The sequence below is a fragment of the uncultured Pedobacter sp. genome (assembly GCF_913776295.1).
Taxonomy (GTDB): domain Bacteria; phylum Bacteroidota; class Bacteroidia; order Sphingobacteriales; family Sphingobacteriaceae; genus Pedobacter.
Genome location: NZ_CAJYOJ010000004.1, coordinates 81,587 through 100,996, shown reverse-complemented (window position 1 = coordinate 100,996; position 19,410 = coordinate 81,587). Strand labels below are relative to the sequence as shown.

The following is a 19,410-nucleotide window of genomic DNA, read 5'->3' as shown; positions in this document are numbered from 1 at the left end:
TTTGGCATCAAAAAGTAACAAAACCGAGGCATTGCCGAGCTCATTAATACAGATAAAAAACAATAGACAAACATTAATAAAATGCCGGCTGAAAATTTATTCATTCGTTTTAATAGTTTTCAGCTGCATTCATGAGGGCTACGCCGTTTTCTTTCAAACCAGTAATAGGGCTCGGTTATTGGAATCCGAAAAATTTGTTAGGCCGGACTTGAGTAGAACGGGAGCACAGTGCGAAGGCCTTGTAAGACGGAAATGCATTGCGCACAAGTGTCTAACTATCAAAAGATAACAAAATAACGTCAATAGTAGCGTAACGAAGGATCTTTCATTCCAAAAATTCTAGTCTTAGCGTCTGGCTAAGACCCTGTTTAGTTTTTGTGCCACAGAGACACGGAAAGCTAGCTTTTTTGCTTGTTAAGCCCCGTGCCGCTTGACTATCATTTCAAGCGATAGTTAAAAGATCTGGATGAGAACTATAGAAAGATTCTTCACTTCGTTCAGAATGACAGGGAAAAATATTTTAAAATAAATTACTACAATTTCTATAGACTTTATATATTTGTGTAATTAAACAAACGTATAACGAGCATAAACTTTCAGTTATGATTTTGAATAAAGTAGAAAAAGCGAACATTGAACCAAAAATTACCTTAATAGGTGCAGGTCCAGGTGACCCGGATTTATTTAGTTTAAAAGGGGTTAAAGCATTAAAAACAGCTGATGTTGTTTTGTACGATGCAAATGTGAACGAGGCTTTATTGTGTCATGCTCCAGATGGCATTCCGAAAGTTTATGTGGGCAAACGTTCTGATGATGAATCATTTTCTCAGGATGCAGTGAATAAGCTCATCATCGATTATGCGTTAAACTATGGCCATGTGGTACGTTTGAAAAGTGGCGATCCGTTTTTCTTTGCAAAAGGATATGAAGAGATAGATGCGGCAGAATCATATAGTATTCCCACTGAAATTATTCCGGGTATTTCGAGTGCTACAGGTGCACCAAGTTTGCAGAAGATCCCCATGATTTATAAAGACATGAGCGAAAGCTTCTGGGCAGTAACCGGAACAAATTCGAAAGGCGATATTTCGGAAGATTTGTACATTGCTGCGAAAACCAAAGCGACGATTGTTGTTTTAAATGGAATTGAAAAGGTAAAAGAGATTGCAGCAATTTTTCAGGCAGAAAATAAAAATCTGTTGCCAGTTGCGGTAATTCAGAACGGATCTACACCTGAGGAGAAAATCGTGGTAGGTATTGTTGATACCATCGCAGAGATTGTTGAAGATAAAAAAATAACGGCGCCGGCTCTATTGGTTTTTGGTGATGTAGTATCATTACACCCACAGTTTCAGCCTATCCGAGATTTCTATGAAATTCTCGCTGAAGAATATTAACTATCGTAAACCAAAAAATATATTTGTTTTGTTGTTAAGAACCGCTTATGATTTAAGCGGTTTTTTTATGTGCTGAATTTCATATCAAAGATTTGATATCATACGTGACGTCACCTTGCACTTGTTTCAGGTTTTTTTTTGAAGTAAATAGCTGTTTTAAAAAAATCTCTGCGTTTATCTGCGAAATCAGCGGGAGATGATAAGCAATTTATTCCCGCAGATTAAAAAAGATCGGCACAAATTCCATTTTTTGGCATCTGATAGGGACCAACTTTGTTCATAAGCCTGATAGCAGCGGAAAATCCGAAGATGAGGCACGAAGCGAGGCTTTGCAGCGAATAGCAGGGCTGGAGGCCGCCACAAAAACTGAACATTCACTTTCAAATAAAAAAAGCTTAGTAATTAACTGAATTAGCTCCCCATCCCACGTGGTTTCAGTCGATACAACGATTTTTATCCTAAAACAATCAACTAAAAATATAATTTTCATTATTTGCAAAACTCAAAACAATTAGTAACTTACTTGGGTTATCTACACCAAATATTTGATGGAAATTATACACATAAGTGCCGAGTGTTACCCTGTTGCAAAAGTTGGTGGTTTAGCCGATGTAGTAGGGGCCTTACCTAAATACCAAAATAAACTAGGCCATATTGCCAAGGTGGTTGTTCCTGCTTACGATACCAAATTTATCCGCGAAAGTGAATTTGAGGTTACCTATGATGCCTGGGCAAACTACGGAAATAACCACTTTCAATATCGTATATTAAAAGAAAAGACCAATAAACTTGGTTTTGATTTATATATTGTGCATATACAAGGCTTAACCGACCGCCCGAATGTATATGGATATCATGACGATACAGAAAGATTCATTGCATTTCAGATTGCTACACTTGATTGGATTGTTCAATGGGAACATCGTCCGGATGTAATTCATTGTCACGATCACCATACCGGTTTAACGCCGTTTATGGTTTCAAATTGCGTAAAATACAAGCCGATAAGTAATGTTCCAACTGTGTTAACCATTCATAATGCACAATATCAGGGGCAGTTTGGCTGGGATAAATTATACTATTTACCCGCATTTGATTTGTGGAAGGGTGGCTTACTGGGTTGGGATGATGCCATAAACCCATTGGCGTCGGCTATTAAATGCGCCTGGAAAGTAACTACGGTGTCGCCAACTTACCTGGAAGAAATGATGGGCAATGCCCGTGGACTGGAAAGTTTGTTGAGGCAGGAGCGGTGGAAATCAGTTGGAATATTAAATGGAATTGATAATGAAGTCTGGAATCCGGAAACAGACCCTATGTTAAACAAAGGTTATCAGTTAAAAACGGTTGAAGCTGGAAAACTGGCAAACAAAAAAGCACTTTGTGATGTTTTTCAGTTAGATTCATCTAAGCCTCTGTTTACTTTTATAGGAAGATTGGTTGATGAGAAAGGTGCCGATATTTTACCTGACATTTTTTATACCGCCTTGCAACAGCATGGCGATAACATCAATATTTTGGTATTAGGATCGGGAGATAGCTGGGTGGAAGGAAGGTTAAACCAGTTGAAGGATTTCTTTGGCGGCAGATACAATGTTTATATCGGTTATAACGAACAGGTTTCACATCAGATGTATGCCGGTGCTGACTTCCTGATCATGCCATCGAGAGTGGAGCCTTGCGGCCTTAACCAGCTATATGCCTTGCGATACGGAACGGTTCCGATTGTGCGGAGGGTAGGTGGCCTGAGAGATACGGTAATTGATATCGGCGACAATGGTTTCGGGATTTGCCACGATCAAACCAGTATTTGGGATGTTACCCATTCCATTAACCGGGCTGTTGGATTTTACAATGATAAAAAAGCCTTTAAAGCTGTAAGAAAAACCATGATGAAAATCGATCATTCGTGGGACAGGGCAGCCTTGAATTATATAGAATTATACCAAAATTTAAAATAAGCTTAAGCATGACTGACAAAGTTTTAGGCGTTATCCTTGGCGGTGGCCAGGGCTCTAGATTATCGCCACTCACACAAACACGTTCTAAACCGGCAGTTCCGATAGCTGGTAAATACCGTTTGGTAGACATTCCGATCTCGAACTGTCTCAATTCGGGTATTCACCGCATGTTTGTGTTAACCCAGTTTAATTCGGCGTCCCTTAACAAACACATTAAAAACACCTATCATTTTAGTCACTTCAGTACGGCTTTTGTTGATATTTTGGCTGCCGAACAAACGGTACAAAACTCTGGTTGGTTCCAGGGTACAGCAGATGCTGTCCGTCAGTGTATGCATCACATCGTTTCTCATGAATTTGATTATATTTTAATCCTTTCCGGCGACCAGCTTTACCAGATGGATTTTAAAGATATGATTGAAAAACATATCGAAGCTGCCGCGGAAATTACCATTGCCACCATTCCGGTAACGGCGAAGGATGCAACTGATTTTGGTATTCTAAAAGCTGATGAGGAAAACATGATTACCTCTTTTATCGAAAAACCTAAGACCGGGTTGGAGGACTGGGTTTCGGATACCGGCGAAGAAATGCAAGGCGAGGGACGTAATTTTCTGGCATCGATGGGTATCTATGTTTTTAACCGTGAATACCTGATCAACATTTTAAATGAGAATGAAGAAGAAAAGGATTTTGGTAAGGAAATTTTACCAAGAGCCATTACAGAGAGTAGAGTCCTAAGCTATCAATATGAAGGGTATTGGACTGATATTGGTAACATTTCATCTTTCTTCGAAGCCAATTTAGGCTTAACGGATGAAATACCTAAATTTAACATGTTTGATAGCAATCATGCTATTTTCACCAGGGCAAGGATGTTGCCTCCATCGAAAATTTCGGGTACTACTTTAGATAAAACTATTATTGCTGAAGGCTGTATTATTCAGGCCAAAAAAGTAGAACACGCTGTTTTGGGGATCAGGTCGAGAATTGGAAAAGATACGGTAATTACCAATGCCTATATTATGGGTAGCGATCGGTATCAGACTCTGGAAGAAATTGAGGAAGAAAACAGTAAAGGCAATTCTTTGATCGGGATAGGCGATCGTTGTTTTATCAATAACGCCATCATTGATAAAAATTGTCGGATTGGAAATGACGTTAAAATTAATGGCGGCGACCATTTGGAAGACGGCGATTTCGAGCTTTACGCTGTTAAAGATGGTATAGTAGTGATTAAAAAAGGCGCAGTGGTGCCAAGCGGTACCGTAATTTAAATACCTTGTCACCTTGAATGTGTTGATGATTCTTTACAGACCCTGCAGGTTTCAAAAACCTGTAGGGTCTTTTCTGTTATAGATTGTGATTACAGCCCCCTTTATTTATAACCCCCCTGCAACGGACAGGTGATAAAGCGAAAAGCCCGGAGCGAGGAACGAGCGAGGACCTGAAGCGATAGCAGGAGTGCTGGCCGCCATCAAAGTAAAACCATACCTTTCCAAAAAAAAAATGAACTTTTCGCCAATCAAAAGATCTCAATTTTTAAAACTGAAAAGGCCAGATATCTAAAAAGTCTTTTTTAACCTTTCTACCCAACATTTTCCCTATAAGCTTGTTAGTAGATAAACAAAAAATAGTTTATGACCGAACAGCACCTTTATCAAACAGGAATTATAGGAAATTGCGCTTTCATTGCTCATGTAAATAAAAATACCGATATATCCTGGCTTTGCTGGCCACGCTTTGACAGCCCTTTTGTATTTGGGAGTTTATTGGACGAAAAGAAAGGCGGCGAATTTTCGATTTTGCCACAGGGTGAATTCACCTCTCATCAATATTACATCGAAAATACCAATGTTTTAAGGACAGAGATTACTGCTGAGGATGGGAAATACCGTATTACCGATTTTGCACCACGCTTCCATCTATACGATCGCTATTTTAAACCGCTGATGTTTATCAGAAAGATTGAACCTTTGGAGGGCAACCCTCGCATTACCATTAAATGTGAGCCGGTTTGTGACTATGGAAACGGTAAAATGAAATCGAGCAGGGGCAGCAATCATATCGACTATCTGGGTTGCGATGAAAATATTCGCTTAAGTACCAATGTATCGCTTACTTATATTTTTGACGAGAAAGCATTTGTTCTAAATGAGCCTAAGTACCTGGTGATGACTTATGGACAAAACCTGGAAGCCCCCATAGTTAGTACAGCAGAAAACTTTTTAAGGGAAACGATTTCTTACTGGCGTTTATGGATTAAACACTCATCGATAGCAGGTTTTTACCAGCCATTTGTCATCCGATCTGCCCTCGTTTTAAAAATCCATCAATATGAAGATACAGGTGCGATTATAGCCGCAAGTACAACCAGTTTGCCAGAATCGCCAGGCAGCACACGAAACTGGGATTACCGTTATTGCTGGCTTCGCGATTCGCACTATGTACTTACCTCATTAAACCATATCGGCCATTTTGAGGAAATGGAGCGGTATTTTAATTACCTTTCTGATATTTCTCGTGCTGAAGATGTACGTTACCAACCTTTGTACGGTATTGCGGGCGAGAGACAAATTACGGAGCGTACCCTCGATCATTTGGAAGGATATAAAGGAGAACAGCCGATCAGGATAGGAAACCAGGCCTATGAACATATTCAAAATGATATTTACGGGCAGGTTTTAATTTCTATGTTGCCACTTTATACCGATCATCGTTTTGTTTTTTCGGAACGTGGCGATTCGGTAAAGTGGATTGAAAGTGTACTCTCCAAAATTGAGCGTACCATTGACGAAAAAGATGCGGGAATATGGGAATTCAGAAACATTGCCAATGTACATTGTTATAGTAACCTTTTTCAATGGGCAGGCGCACAGGCCGCGTTAAAAATGGCCAAAACGATTGGTAATGAAGATTTTGAAAGGCGCGCGAAAGTACTGATTGATAAGGCTTCAGCACATATAGAAGCCTGCTACGATCCGGAAAGAAAAGTATATACCAATGCAGTGGGAAGCCCGCATTTAGATGCCAGCACGCTACAATTGATTATGATGAATTATCTTGATCCAGCCTCTGATCGGGCAAAGGACCATTTAATTGCTTTGGAAAAAGAGCTGAAAACTGAAGACGGACTGTTCTATCGTTACTTACATGCTGATGATTTCGGTAAACCCAAAACCACCTTTTTAATCTGTGCTTTTTGGTATGTAGAAGCTTTAGCCTGTGTGGGCCGTACTGACGAAGCCATAAAAGAGTTTGAAAATATCATTAAATATTGCAACCACCTGCTGTTATTTAGCGAAGATGTTGATGCCAAAACAGGTAGCCAATGGGGTAATTTCCCGCAAGCTTATAGTCATGTAGGTTTAATGAACGCAGCTTACCGCATTGCCATTAAGCTGGACAGGCCGATATTTTTGTAAGATTATAGATTAAGCTTCGACAACTTTAACACGCACACCGCATATCAAAGTTGTCGAAGCTATTTAAGAAAGATCTCTGGGGACACAGACCTTGGCATCATGGTATTAATTGACTATATATTTATTAACCCCGCTCTACAAACTCTTCTTTTACCAAACTCCAAAGTAGTTTTCTTACCTCTTTAAAATCATTGAGGTAGTATTTTGCTTCCGAAATGTTATTGCCCACTTTTATGGTAAAAGCATCATCTGGCAATACTTTGAAAATGTCTTCATCGGTATGGTCATCGCCTAACGCCAGAATAAAATCTGGGTTTTTATCGTACAACCAGTTTAAAGCAGCTTTTCCTTTGTTAACTTCTATATTTTTAAACTCGATTACTTTATTGCCTGGCATTAATTGCAATCCTTTATCGGCAGCGAGGATTTTCATGTGGCTCACAATTTCATTCGCCCTTAAATCACCTAATCCCTCTTCTGCTTTTCGGTAGTGCCACACTAATGAGTAGCTTTTTTCTTCAATAAACGATCCTGGAGTACGATCGGTATAGGTTTCCAATAAAGTCTTTATTTCCTGTTTCCATTGGTCGGTGAGCAGGGGCAGACTGTTCCACTTATCTCCATACGATTTTTGCCATGCACCATGCTCAGCAATCAGATCTACCTTTAAATGGCCAAACCACTCTTCCAATGTTTCATGTCGCCTTCCGCTGATGATCACCACTTTATTGGTGTGATCAATAGTAAGGTTTTCGATCAGATCATAAAGTTCATCATCAGGCGAGGCATCATCGATATTTCCGGTAAAGTCTACCAGGGTGCCGTCATAATCTAAAAATAGAACCCTATCGGTTGTTGTGGCATATTTAGCAGCAATTACTTCGTTAATGGAATTTACTGCATGTTTGGTCAATAACGATTTTTGAGAATCTTTCACTTCGTTTAATCTTAAAATAAAATTGTTAACCCAATGTTTAACGTTAAATTTTTCTACTATAGCCCGCATGGCTTTCATTCGTTGCTGTTGTTCTTCCAGCGGCATTTTTAATGCAGTTACAATCGCTTCCATAATGTCGCCCATATTATTCGGATTAACAATTACGGCATCCGTTAATTCTTTGGAAGCGCCGGCCATTTCGCTTAAAATCAGCACACCATCATTGTTGTTCCGGCTGGCCACATATTCTTTACTTACCAGGTTCATTCCATCTCGCATAGGTGTTACCAGGCAAATATCGGCAGTTGAATAAAGCGCAGATAACACCTCAATAGGGAAAGAGCGGTAAAAATAATTTACCGGAATCCAGTTCATGGAGCGGTACCTGGCATTTAAATTTCCAACAAATTGGTCAATCTGATCTCTCAACTCACTATACTGCGGTACGGTATCCCGTGAAGGAACCACAATCATGAAAAGTTCGATTTTGCCTATATATTCAGGATGGTGCTGAAGGAGTAATTCCATAGCCTTCAACCTTTCGAGTATACCTTTGCTATAATCGAGCCGATCAATAGAAAGGATTACTTTCATCGCTTCTTTTCCAGTCCTGAAATAATCAATTTCTTCTTTAACTTTTTCTGTAGCCGGTAGATCAGAATATTTATCAAAATCAATCCCCATAGGGAAAGCTTCTACCACAATTTGCCTTTCGTGGCTATTGAGTACGTTTGATGATGAATTTACAGGAAGTAAACGTGTGGCGGTGCTGATAAAATGCCGTACATCATCATAGGTATGGAAACCGATTAAATCAGCACCGATTAAGCCGTTTAACAGTTCTTCCCGCCAGGGGATTAACCTGAAAATTTCGTAGGACGGGAAAGGGATATGCTGGAAAAAACCGATGGTAGCATTTGGTAGTTTTTCTCTCAAAATGCCAGGTAGAAGGAGCAATTGATAGTCTTGAATCCAGATTTTATCTTTTCTGCCCAACACCTGCATGGCACTTTTTGCAAATTTCTCATTAACGGATTGGTAGCAATCCCAATAACTTTGTTCATAATGCGCATAGGTAACCAAATAATGAAATACAGGCCATAATACTTCATTTGAAAAACCTTCGTAGTATAAATTAATTTCGTTTTGGGTAAGGAAAACAGGATAGAGGTTTAACCCGGCGAGTTTTTGTGTAACTTCTTCCTGACGTTCTTCCGGAACCTCAATTCCTGGCCATCCGATCCAGATGGAGTTGCCCGATTTGTACACATCACCAAGGCCGGTAGCAAGGCCGCCCTCGCTGGGGATAAACGTGTATTCTTCGTTCTCTTCAATGATTTTAACGGGGAGTCTATTCGATATTATAACTGTCTTCATGCTCGTATTGAATGTATCTATATCTTTAAAAGCATATCAAAATGGTTTTGTTTGAATTTTTAGGTCAAAAAAACATTCAGATGATTAAACATAATTAAATACCAGTGAAAAAGTTGTACCACTTTGAGGAGTAGAAATTACTTCGATACTTCCCCTATGCATCTTCATAATGTTGCGGCTAATGGTTAATCCTATGCCCGATCCGTTTTTCCTGGTGGTATAAAATGGAACAAAGATTTTTTCCAGATCATCAGTTTCTATGCCTTTTCCGTTATCGGTAACATCTATATATAGTTTCGTGTTTTCTAAACGGTAGTTTACATTGATATAAGGCATATCCTTATCTTCGACGGCATAAATACTATTCGTAATCAGGTTAATCAATACTTGTTCTATTAATTTCAAATCCAGCTGAATGGTGATTTTTGATGAGGTCTGTTCTACATCCAGCACCACATTTTTAACTTTCGCAAATGGCTGCATCAGTACTTTAATGTGCTTCAATATTTCGCCAATGGTGTGCGGTTGAAGATTTGGTGTAGGGAGTTCGGCAATTAAGCGGTAATCTTTTACAAAATCCAATAAACCGGATGAACGCCTTTGGATGGTATGCAGCGCTGTTTTGAGGTCGTCCATCTCGTCTTCTGTCAAATCCTTTTTATCAGTTACCATTTTATTAATCGTATCCGATAATGAACTGATAGGCGTGATGGAGTTTAAAATTTCATGCGAAATAACGCCCACTAATCTGTTCCAGGCTTCCGTTTCTTTTTGCTCAATTTCGTCTTTAATGTTCTGGAAGCTGATGATGATGTAGTTTTTGCCATAAAGGTTTACAGGAATCACCTCAGTAGATAACTGGATCAGTTTGTCCTGAATTTTGAGTTCCAGAAACCGTTTTCCACCTGTAGAAATCTGCTCTATTTCTGCCCCGAATACCGGAAGATGCTGTTTTAACCGGTGCCAGTATTTATAGGCCGGTACGCTTAAAAGGTTAGAAGCGGCCTGATTGAAAAACGCAATTTCATCCCCTTTTTCTGCTGCTGAATGGCTCATTACAATTACACCAACCGGAACCTGTTCTAAAATGGTTTTGATGAGCTGAAACATAGCTTCCTGTTCCAATCGGATTTGTTTATGTACTTGTAAAATATCACCAAACGATTCGTATAATTCGGGGAAACTGCCTTTTGTTGTTTTGTTTCTGAAGTTTAAAGTGTGATCTCTGGTTTTTACGGCTAATATGAAACGGTTGATATCCGACCGGATCTGATTGATATAGTAGTAAAGGGATATAATGGTACCCAATAAAATCAGTGCAACCCCTATGATGGTAAACCAGAGTTCAGTGTTTTTAATCAGGTAGAACAAAAAGTAGCCCAGCAGATTAATGATCAGCAGGCGGAATATTAAACGAAAGGTAAAGCGTTGGTAGAACATAGTTAAGGTTTAGGGTTTAAGGTTTAAGGTTTTGGGCTGATAATGGTCTTTTCTACCTTATGCCTTACACCTTATACCTCAAGCCTTTCTCAGATTCCAAATTTTTCAATTCTTCTATAAAGTGCCGCACGAGTTAAGCCTAGTTCTGCCGCAGCTTTTGATATATTTCCTTTGTGTTTATCAATGGCTTTCTGCACCATCATTTTCTCCATATCTTCCAAAGCCATTTCATCTGGCAGCGCATTGTTCTGTGCGTATCGATTTGGACTTAACTGCAAATCATTTTCGGTAATGTCTGTTCCATCGCTCATAATAACCGCTCTTTCCAGCACATGTTGTAATTCGCGTACATTGCCCGGCCACTTGTATTTCAGTAACATGCTCTCGGCCCCGGGGCTTAGGCCTCTTATTTCCTTATGGTATTTAGAACTGAATGCCTGCATAAAATGATTGGCCAGTAAGATGATGTCGTTTCCACGTTGCCTTAGTGGTGGCAGTAAAAGTTCCACGGTGTTAATACGGAAGAGTAAATCCTGCCGGAATGTATTTTTGGCAACCATCTCATTCAGGGGCATATTGGTTGCTGTAATGAGGCGTACATTTACTTTACGTTCCTTGCTTTCGCCCAGGCGGGTAACCGTGCGGTTTTGTAGAACACTTAATAATTTTGCCTGGAGCGGTAATGTTAAATTTCCAATCTCATCTAAAAAAATTGTTCCACCATCGGCCAGTTCAAAGCGGCCGGGTTTATCCTCTTTTGCATCGGTAAAAGCCCCCTTGGCATAACCAAAAAGTTCGCTTTCAAAAAGATTCTCGTTCAGAGAGCCTAAATCTACATGCATAAATACCTGATTTTTACGATGCGAATTGCCATGGATTTCATAGGCGAACACCTGTTTTCCGGTTCCGTTTTCACCTAAAATTAATACATTGGCGTCGGTTGGGGCCACTTTAAGGAGTGTATTCTGAAGTTGCCTGATGCCCTCTGCTGCTCCGACAATGTGTTCGAAACCGCGGGTCATATCTTTGTGTAATGAGTTGTGGATTTTTTCCAGTTTCTTTACTTTTCTGGTTGATTCCCGAAGCCTGGATGCAGCAGACAGGGTGGCAAAGAGCTTTTCGTTTTCCCAGGGTTTAAGAATAAAATCCGTAGCTCCTTTTTTTATGGCTTTTACTGCCAGCTCAACATTCCCGAAAGCAGTCATTAGTATAACCACATAATCCTTATCAATCGACAGAATATGTTCTAACCAGTAAAGGCCTTCTCTGCCATCGCTGGCACCTTTCTGGTAATTCATATCCAACAGGATGATATCAATCTCATTTTTGCTCAATAAAACGTTGATCTCTTTAGGAGATTTGCAGGTAATTACCTGCTTTACCTGTTGTTTTAAAAACAAACGGGCGCTTAGCAGGATATCGTCATCATCATCAATAATTAAAACAGTGGCGTCTAACATCATCTAGCCTTATTTATTTATTATTCCAGTTTACTCAACCCTTCTATGAGTTGATGAAGGGAATGGGCAAATTTAATAAAACTGTCCGCTCGCGCACATCAACTGTTCGATAACGGACATATAAAAAATAGAATATTTAATTTACAATTGATAATCAGTTTGTTATGTGTTTTTTAGGTTTTGGCACATGCTTGGTTACTAGTGAAACCAGACCCTACAACCGAACACATGGATAAGAAAATAGAGAAGAAAAGATTTAGCACTAAAACCCTGTTAATGATAGGCGGCATACTTGCTTTTGTAGCAGTTGTAATTTATGGCTATACTCTATCCCTCAAAAAAGTTTATAGTGCCGATGCCGACAAATTAACCATCAGTAGAGTAGAATATGGCGATTTCGAAGATGTAGTGCTGTTAAATGCCAGTGTGGTTCCTTTAACCTCGGTTATTGTAAGTTCATCAGAAGGTGGAACGGTTGCGGAGATTTTTACTGAAAATGGGGCATCTGTAGTGAAAGGTACACCATTGTTGCGGATCGCAAATTCGAATGCCATGTTGGGCTACACCTCACAACAAACAGCCGCTACTGAGCAGATTAACCAATTGCGTAAATCGAGATTAGATTTGGAGCAGAATCAACGAATTTTGAATCAGGATGTATTAGATGTAGAGAATAATTTACGTACGGCTACCCGCCAATATCGATTAGATAGTGCACTTTTTGCCAAAAAGGTAATCACGCTACAGGAGTTTAATAAATCTAATCAGGATTACGAATACTACCAGGGGAAATTAAAAATTGTACGCCAGGCTATAAAACAGGAAAATCAAAGCCGTAAAATGCAACTGGCTCAAATAGACCAATCGATGGGGCAAATGAACGAAAGTTTGGAGATGATCCGTAAAAACATCGAAAATATGACCATTAAAGCTCCGGTTTCCGGCAAGCTCTCTTCTTATGATCCGGTAATCGGTAAATCTTATAATGCCAACGAAATGATTGGGAAGATCGACGTATTACAAGGCTACAAATTGCAGGCGGGAGTTGATGAATATTACATCAACAGGGTTAAAGAAGGACAAACGGCCAACTGTGAATTTAACGGTAAAACCTATAACTTAACCGTAAGCAAAGTAATTCCCGAGGTTACATCCGGTCAGTTCCAGGTAGAGATGGTTTTTAAAGGTTCAGCACCCGAAGGTTTACGCCGTGGATTGACATTACAAACAAAATTAACTTTGTCTGATAATAGCAAATCATTACTTCTTGCCCAGGGACAGTTTTTTCAAAGTACAGGCGGCTCATGGGTTTTTGTGGTAACCAACGGAAAAGCGATCAAGAAAAATGTTAAAATCGGGAGGAAAAACTATCTATACTATGAAATATTAGATGGTTTGCAGAAAGGCGACGAAGTGATTACTTCATCTTACGATCAGTTTAACCAATACGATCAGGTGGAGATTAACAAATAGGGTTTGCGTTTGGCATTTGGCGTTTGGCGTTTGGCGTTTGGCGTTTGGCGTTTTTAAGAAAATGGGTTTAAAGTTAATATAAAATAATCAGGTCTTGATACTTGCTACTAAGTACTTGATACAAAATACTTGATACTAGAATTATGATAAAAATAGAAAATCTGGAAAAAGTTTACAAAACGGAAGAAGTAGAAACTACAGCGCTTAATGGCATTAACCTTCATGTTGCAGCAGGAGAGTTTGTTTCTATCATGGGGCCATCCGGCTGTGGGAAATCTACCTTGTTAAATGTAATGGGTTTATTAGACAAGCCCGAAAGCGGAAGTTACAAATTTATAGGCACAGAGCTCTTAACCTTAAACGACAGGGAACGTTCCAATTTCCGAAAGAAAAATATGGGATTTGTTTTCCAGAATTTCAATTTGATTGATGAATTAACCGTTTTTGAAAATATTGAATTACCGTTAATTTATAACAAAATTCCTGCTGGCGAGCGCAAGATACTCGTAAATGAAATTATTGAGCGGATGAATATCGTAAACCGTAGCGGGCATTTTCCACAACAATTGTCCGGCGGACAGCAGCAAAGAGTAGCCGTAGCAAGGGCCCTGGTTACCAAACCAAAATTGGTTCTGGCCGATGAGCCTACCGGAAACCTGGATAGTTCGCATGGTAATGAGGTAATGGAGTTGCTCTGCGAGCTGAATGAGACCGGAACCACCATTATAATGGTTACCCACTCCAGTCACGATGCCAGTTTCTCTAACCGGATTATCAACCTGAAAGACGGACATGTGATATCCGAAAAAATAAATAAAAGCAGGAATGAAGAATTGATATAAGGAGAGAGGCTGAAGGTTTTAAGGTAGAAGGTGGAATTGTATCGGCCTTTAACCTTCCGCCTTACCGCCTTCCAACCCTAAAAGAGATTTTAGTTTAGTTAATAATAGCCGCTCAGTGATCTTCCCGGATGGGGAGATCCGGGATTGGCAACCACAAGGTAAAAGGCTTAAAGGTAGAAGGCGTATAGTTTATTCGCTCAAACCTTTTAACCTTCCAACCTTCAACCTTAACAAATATGTTCAAATTAAACCTGAAAATAGCTTTACGGAACCTCTGGAAAAACAAGGGTTTCTCGCTGATCAATATCGGCGGACTTGCCATCGGCCTGGCCAGTTGTATAGTTTTATTGCTTTATGTGGCTTACGAATGGAGTTACGATAAACAATTCTCCAATCACGATAAAACTTATGTAGTTTATCAAAACATGAAAGCAAGTGGTAAAACTTTTAGCTGGGCGTGGACACCTAATGTGATGGCCAAAGAAGTACAGGAAAAAATTCCTGGGGTTAAGTATGCCTCCCACACTACTTATCCAAGAAAACAGTTAATTACTGTCGGCGACAATAAAATAAATAGCAGTGCCATATTTGCTGATCGAAATTTTACTAAAATATTAGATTATAAATTTCTTGAAGGTAACCCGGCCCAGGTTTTACAAGATGTGAATACCATCATCCTTACCAAATCTTTTGCAAAAAAGTTATTTGGAAATGAAGATCCTGTTAATAAAATGGTAAAGCTTGAAAATCAGGAGGTATTAAAGGTTGAGGCCGTAATAGAAGATGTGCCTGCCAATAGCAGTTTGGCTTTTGAGTGTATTATGCCCTGGGCGTTGTTCGAACAACGAGAACCCTGGATGAAGAAGGACAATTGGGGAAATAATATGTGTTTAACCCTTGTTCAGTTACAGGATAACAACTTTTTCAGCGCTGCAAATAATTTGATGCATGATATCTATAAACGCAATCAGAAAGATAACACGTCTGTAGCTTTACTACATCCATTAAACAAATGGCACCTGTACGATGATTTTGTGAATGGCAAATCGGTAGGGGGAAAAATAGATCAGCTTAGGATATTCTTATTGCTGGCCTTTTGCATCTTGTTGATTGCCTGTGTCAATTTTATGAATTTATCTACTGCACGCTCGGAGCGCAGGGCAAAAGAGGTTGGTGTACGTAAAGCAATAGGGTCCACACGTAAAGCTTTGATCAATCAGTTCTTCTTAGAATCCTTGCTTCTCACTTTTATCGCTACAGTTTTAGCTTTTATTTTAATTGAAGTTAGTTTACCATACTTTAATACTTTGCTGGATATTAAATTGACAATCGATTATCATAATACCCTGTTTTGGTTAACCTTATTGGGATTAATGATTTTGACCGGATTGATTGCCGGCAGTTATCCGGCACTTTATCTATCTTCTTTCGAACCAATTAAAGTGTTAAAAGGCTTTACCCTTAAAACCGATTCATCGGCTTTAGTGAGGAAAGTACTGGTGGTAGGTCAATTTGTTTTTGCCGCTGGTTTAATTGTGTGTACAGCAGTTATTTATCAGCAGCTCAATTATGTTAAGAATAAACCCATCGGTTATGATAAGTCTAATTTGATTCAAATAGCCGTGGTAGGCAAGATAAATGATGTCGTTAAACTGGAATTGCTTAAAACCCAGCTTCTGGCATCAGGAGCAGCAAGCAACGTTACAACTTTTAGTACCGATTTTACTGAAGGTGGAGACAATACTACGGCTGTAGATTGGGAAGGTAAAAATCCGAACGAGGCTATTTCTTTTAACCATAGGGCAATAGGATATGATTTTGTTGAAACGATCGGCACAAAAATGATGAGTGGTCGGGAGTTTTCAGTAAAATTTCCAAATGATACGGCAAGTGTATTGTTGAATGAAGCCGCGGTGAAAATGATGGGATTGAAAAATCCGATTGGCAAGGTAATTACTTTTTGGGGCAAAAAATTAACTACAGTTGGTGTAGTAAAAGATTTTGTGGTAGAAAGTGCTTATCAACGAGTAGCCCCGATGATTTTCAGAGCAAATACAAATGGCGATGCGCGGGTGCTAATAGTAAGGTTAAATCCTAATCAAAACATCAGTTCATCTTTGGCTAAAATTGATGACCTGGTAAAGCAAATGGAACCGAATTATCCTGTTAACCGCAAATTTGTAAATGAATCGTTCGAAGGAAAATTTAAAAATGAACAATTACTGGGTTCACTTTCGAACTGGTTTGGTGGTTTCGCCATTTTTATTTCTTGTTTAGGTTTATTGGGGCTGGCGCTTTTTATGGCCGAGCAACGCAAAAAGGAAATCAGTATCCGTAAGGTTTTAGGTGCCAGCACCGGCAATATCCTGGTATTGTTAAATAAAGATTTTATAAAGCTGGTGGCCATTGCCAATATGATTGCCTTTCCGTTAGCTTATGTCATCATCAATAAATGGTTATCTGCTTTTGATTATCGTGTGGCTATCTCATTTATTCCCTTTTTGCTAGCCATCGTTATCTCCGTTTTAATTGCCGTGTTAACGGTCAGTTTGCAGTCGGTAAAAGTGGCAAAGGCCAATCCTATTGATGCGCTTAAATATGAATAAGGTGTAGGGTTAAAGGTTTAGGGCGTAAGGTTAAAACGCCCAAATCCCTCAACCCTCAACCTTTTTAACCTCAATCTCAAAATATGTTCAAACTCAACTTAAAAATCGCATTACGGAATCTGTGGAAGAACAAAACCTCTTCTTTCATCAATGTAATTGGCCTGGCTATTGGCTTGACCGCTTGTTTGATGTTATTACTTTACGTAACCTATGAGTGGAACTTTGATAGGCAGGCGAAAAACTGGCGCAATGTATATGTTGCCATGACGAACGTGCCGGGCGATGGTGGTAAAATTGCAGGAACATTTAATGGTTCGACAACTGCATTGGGCCCGCTGTTAAAACAGGAACTGCCTGAAGTGAAATACATTGCCCGAATGGATTATGGCAGAAAAAGCCTGATTGCTAACGGACAGAACAGCTATAAAAAAGAGTCGAAATTTGCAGAACCGGGCATTCTGAAAATGTATGACTATCATTTTATAGCCGGGGATGCCAAAACGGCGCTGAGTCATCCGCGTTCAGTGGTTTTGACGGAAAGTACCGCCAGGACTTTATTTGGAACCACCAACGTGCTGAACAGATCGGTTCGTTACCAGGATCAGGAAAACCTGAACATTACCGGAGTAATCAAAGATTTACCTGAAAACAGTTCCAACCGCTTCGATTTTTTAATGCCCTGGTCGTTTTACGAAATTGTAGATGATAATGCAAGAGATTTAAACTGGACCAATTATAGTTTTGTTACGATGGTTTCATTGCGGCCGGATGCAGATATCGAACTGGTGAATCAGAAAATTGAAGCACTGGTTAAGGCAAATACAGATCAGGACGGGCAATGGCAACCAAATTTTTTATATCCGGCAAGCAAATTGCATCTTTATGGTAAATTTGATAATGGCAAACCGGCAGGGGGTGATATCGAACAAATCTGGCTTTTCGTAGGAATGGCATTCGGAATATTATTAATCGCCTGTATCAACTTCATGAACCTGGCGACCGCTAAATCGGAGAAACGCGCCAAAGAAGTTGGAATAAAGAAAACAATCGGTGCAGACCGCGCCTCGCTGGTGATGCAGTTTTTAACAGAATCGATGGTACTGACTTTTGTGGCGGTCATCATAGCCATTGCATTGCTGGAGATATGCCTGCCGGCGTTCAACAGGCTGTTAAACATTAATCTGGGCATATCGTATTTTAATTCAGCAAGTTGGCTTGGTATTTTAGGAATTGTTTTTGCAACCGGCTTAATTGCAGGGAGCTATCCCGCGTTTTATCTGTCTGCGTTTAATCCGATTCAAACCTTAAGAAGGAAAATCTCATCCCGGGGGGTTGCGGACATAAGCCTGAGGCAGGTACTCGTTGTCGGGCAGTTCTGTTTCGCCATTATTTTAATTATTGCCACTTTGGTCATCTACCGCCAGATTCAGTACATTAAGAATAAACCGGTTGGTTTCGACGTGAATACACTTGTCGAACTTCCTCAGGATGGCGAACTGAAAAATAAATTTGACTTGTTCAAAACCGAAATGTTGAGGTCGGGTGCGGTAACGTCGATGTATCAGTCGTCCGTCAGCCTGTCTCACCATGGGCGTAACTTTATGGATGTCAAATGGGATGGCATGACGAAGCCAGAAAATACAGTGATGTTTAACCAGGTGGCTACCACTTACGATTTCATCAAAACAAATGGCATTAAATTGATAGCAGGCCGCGATTTTTCAAAAAACTTTGCTTCCGATTCCAGCGGGGTTATGGTGAGTGCTTCGGCTGTGAAGGTATTCGGTTACCAGGATCCTATCGGGAAAAAAATAACGATTTTCGGGTCGAATGTAAACATCATCGGGGTTTTTGATGATTACGTTTGGGATTCACCTTACAAATCCAATAACCCTCAGGTGATCTTTTTAAATCAGTATCAAACAGGCACCATCACCATGCGTTTGAATAATAAAAATAACCTCCAGCGTAACATCGAAACCATCAGCAGGATTACAAAGGCTTTTAATCCTGCATATCCAACGGAAATTACCTTTATAAATTCATTATATCAGGAAAAATATAAATCAGAAAAAACCTTGGGTATTCTTTCCAATTTATTTGGTGGCCTGGCCATTTTCGTTTCCTGCCTGGGTTTATTTGGTTTGGTTGCCTACAGTGCAGAACAACGTACCAAAGAATTTGGTGTTCGAAAGGTTTTAGGTGCATCGGTAGCCAATTTAATGCAGTTACTATCCCTGTCTTTCCTTAAAATGATCGCTGTAGCCATTGTAATTGCCATTCCAGTAAGTTATTATATAATGGGGAAATGGCTGAATAATTTTGAATATCACACAGAATTTAGCTGGTGGATTATGCCGGTAGCTACTTTTGGTACTTTGCTAATGGCTTTAGTTACGGTAAGCTTTCAGGCTTATAAAACGGCGAAAGCCAACCCAGTTGATGCTTTAAAATACGAATAAGGCAGAAGGTTGAAAGGTCGGAGGCGTAAG

At 39.7% G+C, this 19,410-nt stretch carries 11 protein-coding genes; 8 read left to right on the top strand and 3 right to left on the bottom strand.

What is annotated here, in order from left to right:
- Positions 1-602: 602 nt before the first annotated feature.
- From cobA to QZ738_RS00885, 4 genes are all read left to right on the top strand, one after another.
- Complete coding sequence (gene cobA, locus QZ738_RS00900; RefSeq protein WP_293783117.1) at positions 603-1,397, top strand: uroporphyrinogen-III C-methyltransferase; 795 nt, start codon at positions 603-605, stop codon at positions 1,395-1,397.
- A gap of 548 nt (positions 1,398-1,945) precedes the next feature.
- Complete coding sequence (locus QZ738_RS00895) at positions 1,946-3,358, top strand: glycogen synthase (RefSeq protein ID WP_293783114.1); 1,413 nt, start codon at positions 1,946-1,948, stop codon at positions 3,356-3,358.
- Positions 3,359-3,366: 8 nt separating this feature from the next.
- A complete protein-coding gene (locus QZ738_RS00890) occupies positions 3,367-4,635 on the top strand; it encodes a glucose-1-phosphate adenylyltransferase (RefSeq protein WP_293783111.1) in 1,269 nt (422 codons plus the stop codon).
- A gap of 363 nt (positions 4,636-4,998) precedes the next feature.
- Entirely contained in the window at positions 4,999-6,783 is a 1,785-nt protein-coding gene (locus QZ738_RS00885; protein ID WP_293783108.1) for a glycoside hydrolase family 15 protein, read from the top strand.
- Between the two features lie 124 nt (positions 6,784-6,907).
- On the opposite strand, the gene QZ738_RS00880 is transcribed toward QZ738_RS00885, so the two are convergent.
- From QZ738_RS00880 to QZ738_RS00870, 3 genes are all read right to left on the bottom strand, one after another.
- Entirely contained in the window at positions 6,908-9,097 is a 2,190-nt protein-coding gene (locus QZ738_RS00880; protein ID WP_293783105.1) for a bifunctional alpha,alpha-trehalose-phosphate synthase (UDP-forming)/trehalose-phosphatase, read from the bottom strand.
- A gap of 84 nt (positions 9,098-9,181) precedes the next feature.
- Positions 9,182-10,537 (bottom strand): PAS domain-containing sensor histidine kinase, encoded by a 1,356-nt coding sequence (locus tag QZ738_RS00875; protein ID WP_293783102.1) that lies wholly within the window; start codon positions 10,535-10,537, stop codon positions 9,182-9,184.
- An 89-nt stretch (positions 10,538-10,626) separates the two neighbouring features.
- Entirely contained in the window at positions 10,627-12,000 is a 1,374-nt protein-coding gene (locus QZ738_RS00870; RefSeq protein ID WP_293783099.1) for a sigma-54 dependent transcriptional regulator, read from the bottom strand.
- A 225-nt stretch (positions 12,001-12,225) separates the two neighbouring features.
- On the opposite strand from QZ738_RS00870, the gene QZ738_RS00865 reads away from it, so the two are divergent.
- From QZ738_RS00865 to QZ738_RS00850, 4 genes are all read left to right on the top strand, one after another.
- Positions 12,226-13,470, top strand: coding sequence for an efflux RND transporter periplasmic adaptor subunit (locus QZ738_RS00865; protein WP_293783096.1), 1,245 nt, complete (start codon positions 12,226-12,228; stop codon positions 13,468-13,470).
- Between the two features lie 143 nt (positions 13,471-13,613).
- The gene (locus QZ738_RS00860; protein WP_293783093.1) at positions 13,614-14,312 is read left to right on the top strand and encodes an ABC transporter ATP-binding protein; all 699 of its coding nucleotides are present in this window, start codon (positions 13,614-13,616) and stop codon (positions 14,310-14,312) included.
- A 236-nt stretch (positions 14,313-14,548) separates the two neighbouring features.
- On the top strand, positions 14,549-16,918 hold the full coding sequence (locus tag QZ738_RS00855; RefSeq protein ID WP_293783090.1) for an FtsX-like permease family protein: 2,370 nt from the start codon (positions 14,549-14,551) through the stop codon (positions 16,916-16,918).
- A gap of 83 nt (positions 16,919-17,001) precedes the next feature.
- The gene (locus QZ738_RS00850) at positions 17,002-19,380 is read left to right on the top strand and encodes an ABC transporter permease (RefSeq protein ID WP_293783087.1); all 2,379 of its coding nucleotides are present in this window, start codon (positions 17,002-17,004) and stop codon (positions 19,378-19,380) included.
- The last annotated feature ends 30 nt before the right edge of the window (positions 19,381-19,410 follow it).